Origin of the sequence: Acinetobacter sp. BD54 (assembly GCF_044778325.1) — a bacterium.
GTDB classification, from domain to species: Bacteria; Pseudomonadota; Gammaproteobacteria; order Pseudomonadales; family Moraxellaceae; genus Acinetobacter; species Acinetobacter baumannii.
On sequence record NZ_JANJEP010000003.1, the window covers coordinates 229,871 to 249,765 of the forward strand.

Below are 19,895 nucleotides of genomic sequence, written 5' to 3' on the forward strand. Positions count from 1 at the left end.
TTATGGTTTCATTGACAAATCACGACAAGAAAGAGGTGGTTAGGGATGCCACAACTAAAAAATTATACAGGCTCGGTATATGGAGGACTGGGGCATCTGTTAAAAGCTTATTGCGAAGCCAATGAGTTAGCTATTCCAGAACAATTAGAACAAATCCAAAATCTGGAACGCTTTGACTATGTGGTTTGGCGCGACCTATTAGAAGTTATTTATAAACTGGATCCTAAGCCGGGTTTAGGGCTAGAAATTGCCAAATATGTACAACCCAAACATTTAGGCATTATTGCCTACCTTGCTCTCTCTTGCGATAACTTAGGTGAAGCCTTAATTCGTTACCATGACTTTCACCGTCTAATTTATGACGGGAGCCCATTAGTGGTTGAGCTACAAGGGAGATATGGTTCTATTCGCTGGGAAGCGACTGAGCTACACCCTACCCAGCTTACCGATGAAATCGCAATTGCCTTGGTGATTCAATTCTTACGTCTTTTTATGTCTCATGAAGATGTGCAGTTACATGAAGTACGTTTCTTAAATGCTGCCCCTAAAAATATCAGAGTTTACGAGCAGTACTTTCAATGTCCCGTTCGTTTTAGCCAGCCCCGTACAGAGTTACTTATACCCATTACCGAAATTCATAAACCGCTTAGTAGTGCAGACCACACCTTACAGCAGCTATTAGTTCAGCAGGCTCAAGCACTTTTAGAACAGTTACCCAATTCAACCCAACTCGATCAGCGTTTACAGCATTCAATTTTGACTGGTCTGCAAAAGAATCAATATCAAATTGAACATATTGCAGCTCAATTAGGCCTATCGGTTCGACAGCTCCAAAGGCACTTACAACAACAAAGCACCACCTTTCAAGAGCGCGTTCAACAAGTACGCTTTATGCTGGCAACCGAATATTTAAAAGACCCGCATTTAAGCCTACAAGAGATTGCGCTTTTACTTTGTTATTCAGAACAAAGTGCCTTCCAAAGAGCATTTAAACATTGGACCAAGCAAACCCCACAACAATGGAGAGATCATTTTTTAAACAAAGAATAACCAACCAAAACTTACAAATCTTTTCTTGATTAAAACAACACTGAAAACAAAAATTTCATATAGTCACATGCTTAATTTTTTGTGACGTATTTCACATTAATTAAAAAATAGATCAATAGATGAGTAATCACAATGAATAAATATTTTGCTGAATTCCTAGGTACGTTTTGGCTAGTCTTTGGTGGTTGTGGTAGCGCAGTTTTAGCCGCAGCTTTCCCTGAACTTGGTATTGGCTTTGCAGGTGTAGCCCTTGCCTTTGGTTTAACCGTACTCACAGGTGCTTATGCTCTAGGGCATATCTCAGGTGGACATTTCAATCCCGCGGTAAGTGTTGGCCTTTGGGTCGGTGGCCGCTTCGATGTTAAAGATTTAATTCCGTATATTGTTGCGCAAGTGGTTGGTGCGACTGCTGCTGCATTTGTTCTTTATATTATTGCTCAAGGCCAAGCAGGCTTTAGTGGTGTTGGCGGTTTTGCGACCAATGGTTTTGGTGACTTATCACCAAATAAATTTGGTTTAGGTTCTGCTTTCATTATTGAAGTGGTTCTTACCGCTTTCTTCTTAATCATTATTTTAGGGGCAACTGACCGCCGTGCACCTGCTGGCTTCGCTCCTATCGCGATTGGTTTAGGCTTAACACTCATTCACTTAATCAGTATTCCGGTTACGAACACTTCGGTAAACCCTGCACGTAGTACAGGTGTTGCGTTCTTTGCTGAAACGGCTGCTTTAAGTCAGTTGTGGTTGTTCTGGGTAGCACCGATTTTAGGGGCTGTGATTGGGGCAATTATTTATAAGGTAGTTGCTGGGGATAAGGATTAACTGCACAACCGCAAATACCACGGTCACTCAAGTTGTAGTTGTATAGGTAATGCCTCACTTTTGAGTGAGCAAAAGTGACAAAACTCATTCGTTTCACTGACGTTACTTCCATGTAACGCAGTGAAACAGGCGGCATCCGTGCCGCCGTCGCGATAGCAAATTGAGTAAAATATATTTATTACAAAAACGGATTATTAATTTCTTGTTCAGCTGGACGTTCAATTTTCTCAGGCAATTCTTCTTTTTCCAAAGCTGCAACTACATCATTTAAAAAACTCTGCAATGCCTTTGCCTGCTCTAACCCGACTTTGTCTTTAGTGATTTGCAAATTGCCATAAATACTCACGCAATCGACATCATTTTCTAATGTTAAATCTTCAATTGAAGAAGACTCAGTACCCTTTTCAAATGGCTTAAACATAGCTGTTGTCTCGTTGTTATATCTTCACAGTGTAATACGACCAATTTAAAAAAAATCAATCAAAATTAAAAGTGCCGACAAAATTAAGAAAGCGCCCATTAGGATATTAAAATATTTCAAACGGTTGCCCTGATTCAGTACCACTGAAAATTTATCACCACATAATCCCCAAAAGAACAAGCATGCATAGCATGTGAAGAAATAAATAATAATAAAGATCGGCAACGACTGCGGGTTTTCAATGCTAGTAAACATGGTAATACCCGACACACAAGCCAACCACGCTTTTGGGTTAAGCCACTGTAATAAGAAACCATCTTTAAAATTGGGAATAAGCATGTGCCCTACAGGTGCACTTGAAATTGAAATATTGGCAGCAGAAAGAATAATTTTTATGCCGATATAGCAAACAAAGAGCGTTCCACAAACTGCAAGAATTTTTAAGACAACTGGAAACTGAGTTAATACACTTTGAAGACCAAAGGCCATAAAAATCAAAAGTAAGGTAAAGCCAATGGTGGCACCTGAAATATAGGGAAGTGATCTTTTTAAACCATGATTTAAACTGGTCGATAAAATGACTGTATTGACGGGTCCGGGTGTAATCGACATTGCAAAAGAAAAAAGAAACATCGAGGCAAACATTATTATTATCCTTATTCGAATAAATAGATGAACAGACAGATCTGTCTGTTCATCTTATTGTATCGATTCAGGCTTCACAACAGTGCTAGAAGCGTCTTATTTCATTATCTGCAAGAAATAGTTCACCAAGGCTTCAACCAATTGTTTCACAATGGCATTTCTAGTTTCTTCATCAATACTTGGAACTTTTGCTTCCATCGGTTCAGAAGAACCAGTTTTTTGCTTTTTAAACTGATCTTGTAACGCTTGAATTTGTTCTGCGCTTAGGTCTTGTTCGCACTGGCTTTCACCATCCCAATGCAAATAGTCGAGCTTTTGGTTAGGTTTAACTTGGCTAGCAGTTAACGGTAAGCGATAAACGTTACGTTTTTGCTGTTCTGTAAGCTGTGGAAATAAGTTAATACCAAGCTTTTCTTCTATATAACAAACACTCACTACCTTCACTTGCTGCGAGTTATTGTTAGGTGCGTAGTAAGCCCCAATAGCGCCAGTTTTTGGCATATACACCGCTTTATAAACTGCGGTAGGTACAATCACACCCTGCCCAATCGTTTTGAGACGTTTACCCTCAAAAACAGGTCCTGTCACGACATATACATCTTGTTTTTGCTTGGTGACAATAGCACGGGTTGCTTCTTCAAGTTTACGCCAGACTTCTTGGTTATTTTTAGGTGCTTGCGGCACCATGTTGCTGAGCGAGAAACTATCAGACTGTGATTCTTTATTTGGCATATCGCCATTCGGTGCCATATGACCACGGTCATACCCTGAACCACGGTAGTCACTTAAAAGTGCCCGGTGCTTTTGAGGAACACGCGTTTCTTCATGAAAGTTATCTTCACGTTTAATTTTGGTACTCAAACGTTCTGCATCTAAATGCTCGGCCGACCATAATGGTGTTTTAGAAATGCCAGAATAGAGGACATTAAAACCGTTAAAGCACAGCGGATAGCTGTCTTTTTTTAAGCTTTCTTTATTTAACGCAGGCGGAACTTCACGATAAAACTGGTTAAGACAAGTCGAGTTAGTACTTAAAGGCGAAAACCACTGCGAAATCTTTTCACTGCCGAAAGCAATTGCAAAGCTTCCGGCTGCAATACAAGCAAGAATAATCTTGCCAAAATGCTCACTTAGAGAAAATGAATTTGTACCTTTACTACGTTTTTTACTTGCCATGTTTCTATCAATACCACTATCCACACGCAGCTTAACAATCCTGCTTTTTTAAGTATATCGCTTATCTTTCAAATGGTTAAAACGTGGTCATCTTTTTTGTAACTCTAATCGGTTTTACGTAACAGTCTGTTGGCATTATGAGTGCCTTTGGCTATTGAATTACGCCAATTGCGTATCTTTCGTTGAAATGCACTTATAGCTTATGACATGGTTAGCTCCACAAATTTGGATAAAAATATAATCGGAGTCCATTTAATGATCCATTCAAAGATTATTGGTATTGGCGTAATCACAGGATTGTGTAGTATGGCTGCTTTGGCTGAACCAGCAGTCCAGCCAGGTGATACTTTAGAAAGCTTATCTAAAGTAAAAGTGACTACAACCGTCAACGGCCAACCAGGTTCTATTAGCGATTTGGTCAATAGCGGACAAGTACAGCAAGTTTCTGCTGCACCAACAAGCGCAGCGCCTACCGGTGCTCCTATTCCGGCAGATGTTCCACCAGCACCTCCAGCGGGCGGTGAAATGGCTCCTCCAGCTGCACCTACTGATGCAGTGCCACCTGCACCGAATCAAGCGGCTCCAGCGCCACAAGATCCGAACACTCCACCGCCAGCTGCTAACCCGAACCAGTCAGCAGACCCAATGGCAAAAGATGGGGCGTTACCAGCAGATGCACCTATGCCACAAGCTCAATAATCCGAGCCATAAAAAAACCAAGACATATGTCTTGGTTTTTTTATTACATCAAATTTTATATTTCGATTTGACTACCTAATTCAACAACGCGGTTAGTTGGAATTTGATAGAAGTCACTCACCGGACTAGTATTACGCTGCATTGAAATAAACAGCTTTTCTCTCCATGGCGACATGCCGTCACCCACAGAGTGAACAATACGATCACGCGAAATAAAGAAGCTGATATGCATCAAGTCATATTCAAGGCCTAATTGTTCATAGGCTTGCATCAATGCTTTCGGTACATTCATTTCATCTTTAAAGCCGTAGAAAATTTTAATACGGAAGAAATGTTCGGCTAAGGTTTCTGTCGTAATACGCTCTTCAGGTGCAACAAACGGTACATCTTCAATCACTACAGTGACCAAGATATTACGCTGATGCAGTACCTTATTGTGCTTAATATTATGCAGCATGGCATGTGGCACAACATTTGGCGTACCTGTCATAAATACAGCATCGCCCGGCACCCAGTGCACACTATTACCAATACTTTTTACAAACAAATCGAGTGACAAAGTATCGTGTTCAAGCTTAGCAAAAGTAAGTTCACGGCCACGTTTCCATGTCATTAAAATGGTCACTGCAATCGCACCAATCAATAATGGCACCCAACCGCCAGACAAGATTTTAAGCGAAGTTGCACCGACCAATACCGACTCTAAAATAAAGAACGGAATAATCAGAAGAAGCACTTTTGGCAGGCTCCACTTCCAAGCCGAGTAGATAAATACAGCAACCAAAATCGTGTCACAGAGCATGGTCAAAGTTACGGCCAAACCGTATGCACTTGCCAAGTTCGAGCTGGTTTTGAAGATTAAAATTAAGATAATAATTGCGATTAAAAGTAACCAGTTTAAGAAAGGTACATAAATCTGACCTTCTTCGGACTCAGACGTATGTTTAATACTTAAACGCGGTAAATAACCCAATTGAATCGCTTGGCGCGCAAGAGAAAACACCCCTGAAATTACAGCTTGAGAGGCAATGACTGTTGCCATGGTTGCCATAATAATCATTGGGTATAAGGCCCACTGCGGCACCAGTAAATAAAACGGGTTTTCAATTGCCGCTGGGTCTCTGAGTAATAATGCGCCCTGTCCTGCGTAGTTTAAAACCAAGCATGGCAATACCACAAAGAACCACGCCAGACGAATCGGAACTGGTCCGAAATGTCCCATATCGGCATATAGCGCTTCACCACCAGTCACAGTTAACACCACAGCACCCATCACAAAAAATGTCATGATCGGATGGTGATAGATAAACTGGATCGCCCAATGCGGACTAAACATGCCTAGTACCACAGGTGTTTGGATGACACTGTGAATACCCAAGATTCCTAAAGATAAGAACCACACAAGCGTAATTGGACCAAAAAACTTACCTACAAACGCCGTACCGTGCTTTTGCACCAAAAACAGCGTGACGATAATGGCAATTGCAATAGGCATAATGAACGGGTCAAACACATCGGTTGCAATAGACAACCCTTCGACCGCAGACAATACCGAAATGGCTGGGGTAATAATACCGTCACCAAAGAACAGTGATGCCCCTATAAAGCCTATCGCAATCATGTAGATTTTTTTGTTGTCGGCAATTTTCGCTTTACGCAAATTCAACGCGAGTAAGGCCATAATGCCGCCTTCACCATTGTTGTCTGCACGCATCACGATTGCGACATACTTGATGCTAATAATCAGCATTAAGCACCAAAAAATAATGGATAAAATTCCTAATACGTTTTCAGGCTGAATTCCCAACCCATGCGCTGCATGGAAGGACTCTTTCAAGGCATAGAGCGGACTTGTTCCGATGTCTCCAAAGACCACTCCAAGAGCTGCCAAAGCCGTGGCAGGCAAGGTCGCTTTTTTGGCCGTATTTTGCATTGTGTAATTAAACCAATATGATTTTTAGCGCAATCTTATCACCTCTATTATTTTTTTTCTGTAAAGCTCGTCTTAAATCTTGGCAGGACTCGTTTTTTTAGTTACTATCGCACGCCTTGGTGAGGTGTCCGAGTGGCTGAAGGAGCACGCCTGGAAAGTGTGTATACGTTTACGCGTATCGAGGGTTCGAATCCCTCTCTCACCGCCAGAATTTTAAAAGACCTAAATCGTTTTGATTTAGGTCTTTTTATTTAACTTAAATAAAATCAACTTAATCAACGATAAGTAACTTCGCACCATTTAAGCTAAAAGACTGATGTGGCTCTGAATTGTCTCCGACTTGATAACTCATACCTGAAGTTAAAGTAAATGTTCGTCCATCTTTCAATCTACTTTCTAACTCACCTTCTAGGCAAAATAATATGTGCCCTTTTTCACACCAATGGTCTGCTAAGTAATTTGCAGAGTACTCTACAAGCCTTACTCTTATTTTATTTCCTTCTTCACCAAAAAATTGAGTTTTCCAATAAGCTTTTCCAGTTTCACCGCTATATTCAGTGACTTCTATTTCTTCCCAATTTGTAATTTGAAATGGAAAAGGCGCGATATTCATAGTTTTCCCAAAGACGTATTATTGTGTTTTCAACTTATAGACAAAATTGGTTTTTGCAAACACTTTAAAAATATTATCTCTTAAAGCCAACGCCCAACTAAGAAAGAAACTCATTAGATTTCTCTAATCAGCCTTAATCCAGATCAAAAACTTCTAATGACTCTACATAAGGCAAAATAAGATATTCATGATTAGATAAATGTTGTTCTAGCTGGTTATGCGTTGTTTGGTTGAATTGATAAAAGTTGCTCAACTCATTAAGCAATTGAGGAGTTTTATTTGCATTAAATTTTGATGTTTTAATAAAGAATAATAAGCTTGCCCCTAAACCCACATACTCTAAGCCATAGTTTTGATCTAAATGCTCAATCAAGCTAAAAGACTCAAAAGGGTTCAAATCACAAGTAAAGTAACCATTGAGGCATGCTGCAAATTTTTGAGTTTCAGTTTGAATATTGACTAACTTTACTTGAATAACTTCATCTAAAATTTTTTCTGGTTCAGCATTGATCTGTAGCAGAGTTGCCTGATCTTCATCGCTATAGTTAAGTTTTTTTGGCAAGTTATTAAAGTTTAAATAATTTTCTGGCTTTAATAATTGTTCAATATGATATTGAAGCTCTAAAGGTCGAGTATTTTCCCAACTTGCTGCACTGTCATCTTCAACGAATTCTGTGGTATCAAAATAAAACCCCTCTCCCATTGAAGCATGCATGGACGTGTATTCGCACTGTCCTATATCTTCTAAAAGTAATAATACTTTTTTAGGGAAATGTTTCTGCTTAATTTCTGAATATAATTTAGCAACATCGTTCCATGAGTTTATTTCACTGATTGTTGCGTAGCATATTAATTCATGAGCATCTTCAGTTATAAAAGAATTTTCTTTTTCTTTAATGCGAAAAACGGTCATAATTTTTTAAATTTAATCTATATTTAACGAACATTTATATCATAAATAAACTGTATATTTAACTTAAAACCTTAATGTAATTTTTTAAAAAATCTTCTATATAAAAGACCCAAACTCTCACGCTTAGGTCTCTCTTTTAAAAATTACTCAGACAATGCTAATAATTTCTGAACATACTGAACGGCACTGTTATCTATTTCTTGGTGAGTTGGAATAGCATCATCTGGTGAAGGGTTTGTGTCTAAACCATAAAATGCGTAAAGCGGTTGATAGACTGCCCCAACATATAAAGCGGTGAGTTCAAAAGAACTAAAAATCTGTTCTAACGAAAGCTTATATTCGCCTTGCTCTGAATAAACTTTTTCTTGAGCACCCGCAGACACTGCCAGCATAAATTTTTTATTTTTAAGTTTGTCACCTGTTGAACCATAAGCCCAACCATACGCCAAAACTTCATCAAGCCATTGTTTCAAAAGCGGCGGACAGTTAAACCAATACACTGGAAATTGAAAGACTAAATTTTCGTGTTCTTCTACAAGCGCTTGCTCTTTGGCAACGTCAATTACGCCATCTGGGTAGGCTTGATAAATTTGGTGAACCGTAAATTGGTCTGGGTGTTTTTCTAATTCCTCCACCCATCTTTTATTAATTACAGACTGGTCTATGTGAGGATGCGCAACGATCACTAATGTCTTTTTCATTATAAAAACACTCTTATCGAAAAGTAGATAAATCGATTATAGAAGTGTGCTTTCCTAAATATAAGTACGGTAATTTTTGTTATATACTATACTAAAAGATAGTGTAGATTTTAAAAAATGACTGACTGCCTTCCATCAAATACGCCATTAGAAGAAACAGGATTTGGCTATACCCTTTCTTTAATCAATGGCAAATATAAGATGATCATCATGTATTGGCTGTATGGAAAAACCGTTATGCGTTTTAATGAGTTGCAACGCTGTATTGGCAATATTTCATTTAGAACGCTGAGCAATACACTTAAAGAGTTAGAAAGAGACGAACTTATTATTCGCAAGGAATATCCCCAAATTCCCCCGAAGGTTGAGTACCGTCTTTCGGAAAGAGGACAGTCTTTAATTCCGTTGTTAGATATGATGTGCCAATGGGGCGAGCGGAATATGAATTCTTAGTTTTATAGACTGAAAGTGATACTCAATATGAGACATGAATTAAGAGAAATTTTTATTAAGGGATGCGACGAGAAAATTGAAAAGAAGGGAGACAATGTTGGTCTATCTTTTTATGCTTTTTTTAAAAATAAGAATGATAACCCTGAGTTACTGATGGAAGCAGCCCATTGGTGGATTATGGAGCATAAGCTAGATCACTTCGAGAAAGCTGTGAAGATTAAACAATTGGTTTTGAGTGAAAGCTAAAAATAGAATTATTTAAAAGGCTTAAATTTAAGTAAATTAAGCCTTTTTTTATTTTAAAAACTTCTATTTAACATATGACCAAACATCAGGATCTGTATATTCTTCATCGATATGATAGCCCTCAGCCTTAGCTTTTCTCTCTTCCTTTTCCCGATATTTTTTATTTTCAATTAGTCTCTTTTTAAATGCTTGCTTGAATTCACTAGGTGTCATTTTATCAGAGTCAGGAATTGAGTCTCTTTCATTGTATCGAACACTCTGAAAGCTAAATCTAAGCATATATTGTTCTTCATTCCGCTCATTCTTAGCTGTTCTTTTTAAACTGATATCTAAAATAACCCCATTAGCATACAACCTATAACCCAATGATTTTGTCGGGCTGTTGTTTATTATATTTTTCCACTCCTCAAAGCTAAAAATATAACTCGGGTCAATGACATCACGACTTTTCGATAGATGCTTAATATTATCTTCTTTAGCGATACGCGGAGCATCTGTAAAGAAATAGTTTTTCCAACCAGCCTGATTAATACGTTTCATTAAAGCTACATAGCTTTGATAAACCTGCTCTGGGGTAGCAAATTCTTCTTTTGTGAGGCCAGCATCAATATCTAAAACTTGGATCCCTTCATTTTTATCATATTGAGTTCCTAATACAGAGAAAACATGCTCAATCGATAAAGTGTTAGAACCATTCTCTATAGTTAATTTTCCTAAGTTAGGAGGAGAAAATTGAAGTTCTCTAAAGCTAACGCCAGCTGGATGATTATCGACACTGCCATCACTATATTTTGAAAAATCTTGAATACCTTTTTCACCCATATGCAAAGTGTAGGCTTGCTGATGGGAATCTAAACTTTCATTATGTTTTGCGGCTGGCTGACAAGCGGAAAGTAATAATCCAAAAATTAAAATTAAGAAATATTGTCTAAATTTTACCGTCATTACTAACTTCTCTACTTTGCTATTTCCCGACTCTGCGATAATTTTTAATCTTGGACAATAAAGCTATATGTCTTGTCAATTTCAGCATCACCACCTGCATAGAAGTCAGCTCGTATATGGATAGTATATTTTCCTTTGTACTTTGGAACACCTTTGATTTGTATAGCATTATATCCATCCAAGTCATCAACAGGCTTAACGGTAATGCCTAGATTTTCTGGAATATTCGTTTCTAATTCAGCGTATTTATCTATAACTTTTCCTCCAGAAATCTTAATAATTTGTTGGTATTCTTGATTAATATGAGCAACAGGTAAACTCTCAGGAGAAATTTTATATTTCTTCCCACAACCTATAAGTACAAAAATAATTGAAAAAATAATTATTAATTTATGCTTCATTAGAAACTTTCCTTTTTAAAGACCTAAAACTAGAGATTTAGGTCTTTCCATTCTCAAATAAAATGGAACTCGATATAAAATATAAATCTATTAAATCTTTCCTTTCTCACTCCAATATTTTGCAATCTCTAAATTTTTCTCTACACCCAATCCATATTCATACATAAAGGCAATATCCCTCATAGCTTGTTTATTTCCAAGAGCAGCAGCCTTTTTACGTAGCTCTAGTGCTTTATGAGTATCTTGCTCAACTCCGTCACCTCTACTATACAAGTTAGCCAAACCAACCATACAATCTGCATCATTTAGTTGAGTTCCTTTCGAAAACCACTTAAAAGCTTTTTTGTAGTGTTCATCTGCATCAGCTGGATCCATATCTCCAACAAGACCAGCATAAGTGGCATATCCCTCACCGAGCCATTGCATTGCTTTTACATTACCGCTTTCGGCTGATGTAGTTGCCCAGAATTCCGCTTGAGTTTCATTCTCTTCGATACCCCATCCATATATATAAACATCTGCTAACTCTAGTTGAGCTGATGTATCACCATTTGTAGCTCTCTTTAATAGGTCATCTGAGAAAATTGGATTAGCAAATAAATTCATTGAAAACATTAGTCCTATAGTAATGAAAAGAATTTTGAAGTTATTCATGTCTAACCTTAAATAGTTTTTTCTAACCTTTATAATCAAACAATAATAGATGAGAGCTATTTAAATTTAATGAATTAAATAATAACCTCCCGTATGGCGAAAATATTTATCTTTAATCTGTTTGCTATTTAAAACTTATAAATTTCTTTTTAATTACACTAAAGCCCAACTCCCGTCAGGCCTTTCCCCATCAAACCCGACTTAGAAAATAATCAATCAGATACTCCCTTTCATCAGTTTGATTTGAACTTAAAAGCTGCACCATTGCTCCATCGACCACAAACAAAAACATATGCGCATCTTCAACTGTAGCGGCAGGTTTTACAGTTAAAAGTAGTTTATGAATTTCCTGAATAAGCCAGTTTCGGTAATCAATAACCACTTTATAAGCCGACGGATAATGCTTTTCTATTTCAAAAATTGCTTTAAAAGGCAACCGATAAAGCCCGTCTGAGTCAGCATGTAAAAAGAAAATTCTCTTGAGTTTATCGAACACCATCAGTTCACGGTACGAATAGATCGTAGAAAATACCTCTTCTTTTAAAGCGTCTGTTTGAAAAGTTAAGCTCATCTGAATGAGTCTTTCTTTTGAGTGGAAGTAGTTGTAAAAGGTGGCTTTGGGAATTTGGGAGTCGGCAATAATTCGGTCTACCCCTACCTTATGAAACCCATATTGGTTAAATAAATCTTTTGCCGTGTGGAGCACTCGCAATGCTCTAAATGAAGCTTCTAAATTTTTCATGTATATCGCTTAAAATAATTTTTTGTTGTAAATAAAAGAGATAGAAATGCCGTCGCTCTTAAATTGAGCGCTAAATACAGGCGTGCAAAAGCAGCACAAAAATGGTGTGCTCGCCTATCTCAGGTTTTATTGTTGCTATGATTTTTTAGTCGTAATGACCTATGGCTTAAAACCTAGAGTCGGTTAAACCGTCTTAAAGACCTGTTGGGTATAGAGTCAAAGATTTTGGCGAAGGTTGCCAACGAGAGAGATGAAATAGTACGCATGTGCGAACTCCTGTATGTATTAGAAGCTCTACCACAATTACTGCTAAATAATGGTGGCAGGACGAAAAGAGGTTAGCAGACTGGACATACAGAACCAGCACACCCGAAGGTGTCCCCCTTCCGCCCTACCGCAACGTGAGGGGGACGGTGGTTTTTTTACACATAGATCTCCCCCTCAGAAGGAGCAAATCTGATGCGCTGTATGTGTACTCGGCCTGCTACAACCGGCTGGCAATGTAGGCCAGCAGGCAAAGGATAATCCGCACGTTTTGGAGTGTCAATGTGATATTGGCTATTCATTTATAAAGATTATTTTTATTTTTCATTGGCATAGTGATTTAAGAATATATTTTCTTAAAGTTTAGTTTTTCTGGTCACTTCATTGTTAATTTATCGTTCATTTTCAAACCGCTTAAATGAACAGATTGATCGCGCTATAAATAAAAGCTACAGTAAATAAAGTTTGAATTTTATAACTTTAAATAAATTGATAATGCATGCAGGCAAAGACATGGAAACCATACATGATTTTTATCGCCGCTTTTCTTTAACCAGAGATAGCGATTACTCGGTTCCATCGACTTCGTTTGGACATTTTAACGTGTTCCAACGCGATGCCTGCTCATTTCTAACGCCTTATAGCCGCCGCGATTATTATAAAATTTCACTGGTTTTAGGCACAGGTGAACTTCACTATGCTAACCGCTGGATACGAGTCGACCGCCCTGCTTTACTGTTTTCAAACCCAATGGTGCCCTATGCATGGGAAATTAATTCGCCCGAACAGGCAGGCTGGTTTTGTCTATTTACCGAAGAGTTTGTAAACCAAGAATCGCGACAAAGCTTTTTAAAAGACTCACCACTGTTTAAAGTCGACGGCGACCCGCTATATTTTTTAAACGACCAACAGGTTGAAGAAATTTCATTTATTTTCAAAAAGATGATGAATGAAATAAATTCAGACTATATTCATAAATACAATGTTTTAAGAAATTATTTGCATCTGATTGTGCATGAAGCCATGAAAATGCAACCGACCCAACAGTTTGAAAAACATAGTAATGCTTCGGTGCGCATTTGCCATTTATTCTTTGAATTATTAGAGCGCCAGTTCCCCATCGACTCGCCACATTTTCAGCTTAAACTCAAAACTGCAAATGACTTTGCCTATGGCTTGTCTGTGCATGTGAACCATTTAAACCGAGCTGTAAAAGAAGCCACAGGTAAAACTACGTCTGAGCATATTAGCTCGCGCATTACGCAAGAAGCCAAAGCGCTGCTACAGCACACCAGTTGGAATATTTCCGAAATTGCTTATAGCTTAGGCTTTGAATATTCAGCGTATTTCACCAACTTCTTTAAGAAAAATACCGGTTTTTCGCCTAAAAAATTCCGCGAAGACTGTGTGGCCTAAAAACAAATTGTTTGAATTTTATAATTATTGGTTTGAATGTTATACGTCAGTTTGAGCCAAAGCATTTTATAGTTTTTCTACTCAAGTGATTTTGCAAAAAGAGTGTGAAAAATGAAATATAGAACTTTAGGACAAACAGGCGAAAAAGTATCAGCACTTGGTTTAGGTTGCATGGGAATGAGCTTTGCCTATGGTGCCTCAGATGACACACAAAGCATTGCAACTCTAGAAAAGGCCTTAGACCTCGGCATTAACTTTTGGGACACTGCCGACATGTACGGCAACGGCGCAAACGAAGTGTTGCTCTCAAAAGTTTTAGAAAAACACCGTGACAAAGTGTTCTTGGCGACCAAATTTGGCTTCCGCTATAAAGAAGATAACCTCAACCCGAAAAATTCTTTAGAGTCTTATATCGACGGCTCACCTGAGTGGATTAAAGTCGCGGTCGAAAACAGCTTAAGACGCTTAAATACAGACGTGATTGATTTGTATTATGCGCACCGCATAGACCCGAATGTTCCGGTTGAAGATACCATTGGCGCAATGGCGGACTTGGTCAAACAAGGTAAAGTTCGTTATTTAGGACTCAGTGAAGCGTCGGCTGAAACTATTCGTAAAGCACATGCGATTCACCCGATTGCAGCGGTTCAACATGAATATTCGCTACTTACCCGTGAGTTTGAGCAAACCCATTTGCAAACCATTCGTGAGTTAGGCATTAGCCTTGTGCCGTATTCACCTTTATCGCGTGGTTTAATTACCAATACGCTTGATGTAAATAACCTCGACGAAAATGATTTCCGTCGCCAGTTACCACGTTATCAGGGCGATAACTGGAAAAATAACCAAAGCTTGGCGCAAGCATTTAGCGAGTTTGCTCAAAGCAAAAATGCGACAGCGGCTCAACTGGCTTTGGCTTGGATTTTGGCGCAAGGTGACGACATTATTCCAATTCCGGGTACGCGTAAAATCGAGCGACTTGTGGAAAATGCAGGCGCTGTAGATCTTCATTTAACAGCAGCAGATTTAGCAGAAATCGACACGATTATCGCGAGATACCCAAACATGGGCGCACGCTATAACGCTCAGCAACTTGCTGCGGTCAACCACTAAAATATAAGCCATAAAAAAAGTCCGACTCAGTGTCGGACTTTTTTATTTAGTCTTTGCTATATGTGCCTTGCTGGCGCCCACCTTCCCAGATCGCATCTAAGGATTTATCTGAAATCATTAGGCTTTCAGGGAAAATACTTAAATCCTTTTTAAATTTAGCCTCTGGTTTTAAGCCAATACAGTCTCCATTTTTCCACCATATGCCTTCTGCATATTGGTCTAAAGCACCTACAGCGAGCATCCATTGAAACTTACCGTCTGGCTGAAGTAAAAGTTCTGAACCGACTTCCATCACACCATGTAAATAATAGTGCCCACTCCAAGCCTGATCGGCCTTTTGGAATTTCACTTCCTTACAGGTACTAGTCGGCTCTGCATAAATGTGAGCAGAAAAAATAGCCGTTGAAAGAAGTAGTAAAGGTGCAAATATATTTTTCATTATTGTGTTCCTATATGTTTAATCTTATTTTCCAGACTCAACTTTTAAATACGTTCCATCGGCATAAACGTTATGTCCAAAGCCACAACCCGACTCACCTTCGCTTTGTTTAACCTGAATATAATTTCCTAATTTCGCGTTAGATTTAAAATCGAGCTGAATACGGCAGTCTTGATCTTTATAAATGGTTTGCTTGACATTAGTCGGCATTTTGGTGTCAAACTCACCCATATTTGGGCCGTAAATTAAGCTTCGTAAGCCCATATAAACGCCCGAATAGCCAATGGCATATTGGCCCTGTTTACGACTTACCGTGATGTGATCCCACTCACCAAAACCTGAGTAACGGACGTATTCACCCGACAAATCATTTGATGCTTTAGGTTGAGGCAACTGCTTAAGGTTAAATTGACTAGACTTTGATTTTTCATCCAGCATAAACCATGCTCTTGCCCAAAGTGGCTGACCCAATTTGGCATAGGCTAAGCCCACGTTATTGTTGGCAACTTCAATATCTCGGTCGGTAAATTTAACTGTGGTTTCGTCTGCATTGGCTTTACAAAATGCAGTCCAAGAGGCTTGGTTTTGGAAATTTTCGAGTGCCTTTTTATATTGTTTTTGATCGTAGAATTTCTTACCTAAGCTCGCGTATTGCTTCACTTTATTACAGCCTTGTTGTAATTCTTGTTCATAAGTAAACTCTGCATGGGTCACCGCCAAAGCCGAAAGTGTAAGAACCGCGCAACCTGAAATAATCGATTTAATCATTTTTAAAATTCTTTAATAATTAACTAATTATATAATATGAGCTGGCGCTATAAATCACAATTATTTGAAACAAAAGTCTATTAGAAGCATTTAGATTTTTATAAAAATAGTTAAATCCATACAGAATAATTTTTTGAAAATATTGAACCTTAACTGGTTATTTTAATTGAATATTTAACCAAAAAATAATGTAGACTGCATGCGTAAAAATTAGGAAAAATTATAAGAGTGAATAAATTAATTATTGGAACCCTATTTGCACTGTGTGCAGCAGCTTTAAATGCATCTATTGGTGTAATTAGTAAATTACTCATGCATAGTGGTTTAAACCCGCAAGACATTGCCTTTTTAAAAACCATTATCGCCTTTTTCTTTTTAAGTGTGTTTTTATTTAAAGTGCCTGTTAGCCAAAAGATTGCTTTTATTAGCAGCAAGCCAAGTAAACTCAGCGTTTTTGCTCAAATTGCTATCTGTGCTTTTTTAGGTATTTTCTCTTTATTCTTTTTTGAGACCATTGCTTATAACCACGGTGCTGCAGCTAATGTTGTGGTGGTACTCATGGCTTCGGCTGCCATCTCTGCCCTATTTTTTGGGAGGTTCATTTTAAAAGAAAGTATCTATATTCATTCGCTTATTGGAACATTATTGGCTGTCACGGGGATTAGCATTATTTCGTGGAAAGGTGAAAATAGCCTTTTAATGCTGATCAATGCTTCTATTGCCGGTACGGGTTATGGCTTATTTTCGGTTTTAGTGAAAAAGTTCAAATTAAATGGCGGGCTGTTTCTGACTAAATACTTACTGCTGTTTGGTAGCGTTTATCTTGCGGTTCCGTTTTTAGTAAATTTGCATAGCATTACTTTTAATAGTGACATCATTTTAGGTTTGATTGGTTTAGCTGTTCTACCAACCATACTCGGCTTTTTCTGTACCACTAAAGCGTTGTCTTATATGAGTGCCGCAAAGGTACAAGTGACCGAGCTTTCAGAACCCATTTTTGCAGCGCTTATGGCTTGGGTTTTCATTCATGAACAACCGACTTTATCGTTTTTATATGGTGCAATCTTCATTATTTCAGGCATCTTTTTAATGAACAAAGCGCCGAAATCAAACTAGCTGATTTCATTTATTTCGTTGGCGTGATGACAAGCCACTTGCACCACACTGGCAAAGTTAATCGCCATCTGTGAAGGGGCATGTTTTTTATAAGCAAGCCCTAAACCCACCGTAGGTACAGGTGCTTTCAAAGAGCGATAAGCCACACCTTGTATTTGCAATTGTTTGGTCGACTCGGGAACCAAAGACACCCCTAAGTTTGCAGACACCAACGATAAAATTGATACAATTTGCGGGGCGTTTTGTCCAATTTTAGGTTCAAAGCCACGCTCATGACAGGCCTGTTTAATCGCATCAAAAAGCCCTGCACTCACTGAAGGTGGCGAGACAATAAAATCAAGCTCTCGCAGCGCAGTTAAATCAATTTCTTGTGATACATCGTCCAGATTAAAAGACTCTGAAGGTAAAGCAGCAATGAGCGGCTCAGCTAATAATTCTTGCAGAATGAGGCTATCCGGCATATTGCGTGGCGAACGAATAATTGCGACATCTAAACGGTCTTCAAGCAATAAGTCGATGAGTAGTAAAGTATTGGCTTCTTCAAGCTTTAAATTTACTTTCGGGTATTGCTGCTGGAAATAGCGAACGCATTTAGGTATTAAAGGGTTCAACATTGAAGTACCTGTAAAGCCTAACCGTAATTGACCCACTTCGCCATTTGCCACTTGTTTAACAAGGTTTGCTGCATCTTCTACACGCTGCTGTACTGGCTGAATTGCATTTAAAAAGGCAAGCCCAGCTTCGGTCAGCTCCACCCCATGAGGCGAACGAATAAATAAATCTGCACCTAGCTCTTCTTCTAAGTCACGTATTTGCATACTTAAAGGCGGCTGACTCATGTTTAAGCGCTGCGCAGCTTTGGTAAAGTTTTTTTCTTCTGCTACTGCCAAAAAGTAGCGTATATGCCTGAGTTCCATTGTTATATATAAAACATATCGTGTCCCATTATTAAATATATTAGAAAAATACCTTTTAAATTGCTAATTTTAATTTATCGAATTTTCTCGATGCAGCATGCCTTTAGGTCCTGCTCTTTTTTCTGTCATGGTCATGATATGAACTCTTCATCTACACCCAGTACCTTAAACACTGAGGCAACGTCTGTTCTTTCCTCCCGTGAGTGGATTCACAAAGGGACTAAAGCTTATAAACATGCAGGATTTGCTTTATTCCTCGTAGGTTTTGCTAGCTTCTCTCTGATTTATTGTGTACAGCCACTCTTACCTGCATTTAGCCAAAGCTTCCAGATTAGTCCTGCGAGTAGCTCTTTGGCACTGTCATTAACGACTGCCTTTTTAGCAATTTCCATTGTGCTATCGAGTGCCTTTTCACAAGCGATTGGCCGTCGCGGCGTGATCTTTACATCTATGCTATGTGCCGCAATTTTAAATATTGTCTCGATGTTTACACCGAACTGGCACAGTTTACTCATAGCACGCGCGTTAGAAGGTTTATTACTCGGTGGCGTACCCGCAGTGACTATGGCTTGGATTGCCGAAGAAATTGCACCTGAACACCTCGGTAAAACCATGGGGTTATATATTGCAGGGACAGCCTTTGGTGGCATGATGGGCCGTGTCGGTATGGGTATTTTGGTTGAATATTTTTCATGGCGCACCGCCTTAGGCCTACTTGGAGCAATCTGTTTTATTTGCTCAATTGCATTTTTAAAATTACTTCCCGCATCGCGTAATTTTGTGCAGAAAAAAGGGCTGAATTTAGGCTTTCACATGCAAATGTGGCGTGCTCATTTAAGCAATACTAAATTATTACGCCTTTTTGCGATTGGTTTCTTGCTTACCAGTGTTTTTGTCACCTTATTTAACTATGCGACCTTCCGCTTAAGCGGCGCACCTTATTCACTCAGTCAGACACAAATTAGCCTTATTTTCTTGTCGTATAGCTTTGGTATGGTGTCTTCATCGTTGGCAGGTAGCTTAGCCGATCGCTTCGGTAAAAAAACCATGATGATGAGTGGCTTTGCCTTGATGATCGTGGGTAGTCTCATGACCCTGCTCAGCTCTCTTTTCGGCATTATCATTGGCATCGCATTTATTACCACAGGCTTCTTTATTACCCACTCACTTACGAGTAGTTCTGTGGGTGCCGAAAGTAAACAAGCTAAAGCTCATGCCAGTTCGCTTTACTTGCTGTTTTACTATATGGGTTCAAGTATTGTTGGCTCGGCGGGCGGTTGGTTCTGGTTACACGGTGGCTGGAGTGCGATTGTCGGTTTAACCGTGTTCTTGTCTTTAATTGGAATATTTTTAGCAGTTTATACTTCACATGCTAAAGCGCATTAATGTAGTAAAACCCTAACTTTTTTAGGCTAAACCCGATGAGTATTTAAAAATCATATGAAAAA

At 38.7% G+C, this 19,895-nt stretch carries 23 protein-coding genes and 1 tRNA gene; 10 read left to right on the forward strand and 14 right to left on the reverse strand.

The features are described 5' to 3' along the window. The first annotated feature begins 45 nt into the window (after nt 1-45). Entirely contained in the window at nt 46-1,050 is a 1,005-nt protein-coding gene (locus NQ782_RS06325) for an AraC family transcriptional regulator (RefSeq protein WP_057093914.1), read from the forward strand. A gap of 132 nt (nt 1,051-1,182) precedes the next feature. Next, a complete protein-coding gene (gene aqpZ / locus NQ782_RS06330) occupies nt 1,183-1,872 on the forward strand; it encodes an aquaporin Z (RefSeq protein WP_001045987.1) in 690 nt (229 codons plus the stop codon). Nucleotides 1,873-2,050: 178 nt separating this feature from the next. On the opposite strand, the gene NQ782_RS06335 is transcribed toward aqpZ, so the two are convergent. The 3 genes from NQ782_RS06335 to NQ782_RS06345 form a co-directional block, all read right to left on the reverse strand. Further along, nucleotides 2,051-2,293 (reverse strand): hypothetical protein, encoded by a 243-nt coding sequence (locus tag NQ782_RS06335; protein WP_000476055.1) that lies wholly within the window; start codon nt 2,291-2,293, stop codon nt 2,051-2,053. 45 nt (nt 2,294-2,338) lie between these two features. After that, nucleotides 2,339-2,938, reverse strand: a complete 600-nt coding sequence (locus tag NQ782_RS06340) for a LysE family translocator (RefSeq protein WP_000458293.1) — start codon at nt 2,936-2,938, stop codon at nt 2,339-2,341. A 96-nt stretch (nt 2,939-3,034) separates the two neighbouring features. Continuing rightward, nucleotides 3,035-4,114 (reverse strand): DNA/RNA non-specific endonuclease, encoded by a 1,080-nt coding sequence (locus NQ782_RS06345; protein ID WP_049068409.1) that lies wholly within the window; start codon nt 4,112-4,114, stop codon nt 3,035-3,037. A 255-nt stretch (nt 4,115-4,369) separates the two neighbouring features. Here NQ782_RS06345 and NQ782_RS06350 point away from each other — a divergent pair, with 255 nt between their 5' ends. Further along, nucleotides 4,370-4,813, forward strand: a complete 444-nt coding sequence (locus NQ782_RS06350) for a hypothetical protein (RefSeq protein ID WP_000581860.1) — start codon at nt 4,370-4,372, stop codon at nt 4,811-4,813. 55 nt (nt 4,814-4,868) lie between these two features. On the opposite strand, the gene NQ782_RS06355 is transcribed toward NQ782_RS06350, so the two are convergent. Continuing rightward, nucleotides 4,869-6,746 carry a potassium transporter Kup gene (locus NQ782_RS06355; protein WP_001181667.1) on the reverse strand — a complete coding sequence of 626 codons (1,878 nt, stop codon included), beginning with the start codon at nt 6,744-6,746 and terminating at the stop codon, nt 4,869-4,871. Between the two features lie 118 nt (nt 6,747-6,864). Here NQ782_RS06355 and NQ782_RS06360 point away from each other — a divergent pair. Next, nucleotides 6,865-6,954, forward strand: a tRNA-Ser gene (locus NQ782_RS06360). Nucleotides 6,955-7,017: 63 nt separating this feature from the next. Here the strand turns inward: NQ782_RS06360 and NQ782_RS06365 are convergent. From NQ782_RS06365 to NQ782_RS06375, 3 genes are all read right to left on the reverse strand, one after another. Then, entirely contained in the window at nt 7,018-7,359 is a 342-nt protein-coding gene (locus NQ782_RS06365) for a DHCW motif cupin fold protein (protein ID WP_001017478.1), read from the reverse strand. Nucleotides 7,360-7,492: 133 nt separating this feature from the next. Beyond that, entirely contained in the window at nt 7,493-8,272 is a 780-nt protein-coding gene (locus NQ782_RS06370; RefSeq protein WP_086231079.1) for a hypothetical protein, read from the reverse strand. Between the two features lie 143 nt (nt 8,273-8,415). Next, on the reverse strand, nt 8,416-8,973 hold the full coding sequence (locus NQ782_RS06375) for an NAD(P)H-dependent oxidoreductase (protein ID WP_000753350.1): 558 nt from the start codon (nt 8,971-8,973) through the stop codon (nt 8,416-8,418). A gap of 117 nt (nt 8,974-9,090) precedes the next feature. Here NQ782_RS06375 and NQ782_RS06380 point away from each other — a divergent pair, with 117 nt between their 5' ends. Then, nucleotides 9,091-9,426, forward strand: a complete 336-nt coding sequence (locus NQ782_RS06380) for a helix-turn-helix domain-containing protein (protein WP_000128772.1) — start codon at nt 9,091-9,093, stop codon at nt 9,424-9,426. Nucleotides 9,427-9,453: 27 nt separating this feature from the next. Further along, nucleotides 9,454-9,672: a DUF6500 family protein gene (locus tag NQ782_RS06385; RefSeq protein ID WP_017815887.1), complete on the forward strand. Its 219-nt coding sequence runs from the start codon at nt 9,454-9,456 to the stop codon at nt 9,670-9,672. Nucleotides 9,673-9,735: 63 nt separating this feature from the next. Here the strand turns inward: NQ782_RS06385 and NQ782_RS06390 are convergent, their stop codons facing one another. The 4 genes from NQ782_RS06390 to NQ782_RS06405 all read right to left on the reverse strand — a co-directional run bounded on the left by NQ782_RS06390 (nt 9,736) and on the right by NQ782_RS06405 (nt 12,414). Further along, nucleotides 9,736-10,617 (reverse strand): hypothetical protein, encoded by an 882-nt coding sequence (locus NQ782_RS06390; RefSeq protein ID WP_057093198.1) that lies wholly within the window; start codon nt 10,615-10,617, stop codon nt 9,736-9,738. A 44-nt stretch (nt 10,618-10,661) separates the two neighbouring features. Continuing rightward, complete coding sequence (locus NQ782_RS06395) at nt 10,662-11,018, reverse strand: hypothetical protein (protein ID WP_086231078.1); 357 nt, start codon at nt 11,016-11,018, stop codon at nt 10,662-10,664. 90 nt (nt 11,019-11,108) lie between these two features. Beyond that, entirely contained in the window at nt 11,109-11,672 is a 564-nt protein-coding gene (locus NQ782_RS06400; protein ID WP_025467103.1) for a tetratricopeptide repeat protein, read from the reverse strand. Nucleotides 11,673-11,862: 190 nt separating this feature from the next. After that, on the reverse strand, nt 11,863-12,414 hold the full coding sequence (locus NQ782_RS06405) for a TetR/AcrR family transcriptional regulator (protein WP_000792712.1): 552 nt from the start codon (nt 12,412-12,414) through the stop codon (nt 11,863-11,865). 777 nt (nt 12,415-13,191) lie between these two features. On the opposite strand from NQ782_RS06405, the gene NQ782_RS06410 reads away from it, so the two are divergent. Together NQ782_RS06410 and NQ782_RS06415 are read left to right on the forward strand one after the other, a co-directional pair. Continuing rightward, nucleotides 13,192-14,094, forward strand: coding sequence for an AraC family transcriptional regulator (locus NQ782_RS06410; RefSeq protein WP_000447716.1), 903 nt, complete (start codon nt 13,192-13,194; stop codon nt 14,092-14,094). A 111-nt stretch (nt 14,095-14,205) separates the two neighbouring features. Beyond that, nucleotides 14,206-15,207: an aldo/keto reductase gene (locus tag NQ782_RS06415; protein ID WP_031993822.1), complete on the forward strand. Its 1,002-nt coding sequence runs from the start codon at nt 14,206-14,208 to the stop codon at nt 15,205-15,207. 46 nt (nt 15,208-15,253) lie between these two features. Here the strand turns inward: NQ782_RS06415 and NQ782_RS06420 are convergent, their stop codons facing one another. Together NQ782_RS06420 and NQ782_RS06425 are read right to left on the reverse strand one after the other, a co-directional pair. Beyond that, nucleotides 15,254-15,646 carry a hypothetical protein gene (locus NQ782_RS06420; RefSeq protein WP_057093719.1) on the reverse strand — a complete coding sequence of 131 codons (393 nt, stop codon included), beginning with the start codon at nt 15,644-15,646 and terminating at the stop codon, nt 15,254-15,256. Between the two features lie 24 nt (nt 15,647-15,670). Beyond that, nucleotides 15,671-16,414 carry a hypothetical protein gene (locus tag NQ782_RS06425; RefSeq protein WP_057093721.1) on the reverse strand — a complete coding sequence of 248 codons (744 nt, stop codon included), beginning with the start codon at nt 16,412-16,414 and terminating at the stop codon, nt 15,671-15,673. Between the two features lie 228 nt (nt 16,415-16,642). On the opposite strand from NQ782_RS06425, the gene NQ782_RS06430 reads away from it, so the two are divergent. Beyond that, nucleotides 16,643-17,530: a DMT family transporter gene (locus NQ782_RS06430; protein ID WP_057094489.1), complete on the forward strand. Its 888-nt coding sequence runs from the start codon at nt 16,643-16,645 to the stop codon at nt 17,528-17,530. Here the strand turns inward: NQ782_RS06430 and NQ782_RS06435 are convergent. Then, the gene (locus tag NQ782_RS06435; protein WP_000423156.1) at nt 17,527-18,447 is read right to left on the reverse strand and encodes a LysR family transcriptional regulator; all 921 of its coding nucleotides are present in this window, start codon (nt 18,445-18,447) and stop codon (nt 17,527-17,529) included. The two genes, NQ782_RS06430 and NQ782_RS06435, sit on opposite strands and share 4 nt — an antisense overlap. Before the next feature lie 138 nt (nt 18,448-18,585). Between NQ782_RS06435 and NQ782_RS06440 the strand changes: the two genes are divergently transcribed. Then, nucleotides 18,586-19,833 (forward strand): MFS transporter, encoded by a 1,248-nt coding sequence (locus NQ782_RS06440; RefSeq protein ID WP_057094487.1) that lies wholly within the window; start codon nt 18,586-18,588, stop codon nt 19,831-19,833. Nucleotides 19,834-19,895 lie beyond the last annotated feature (62 nt).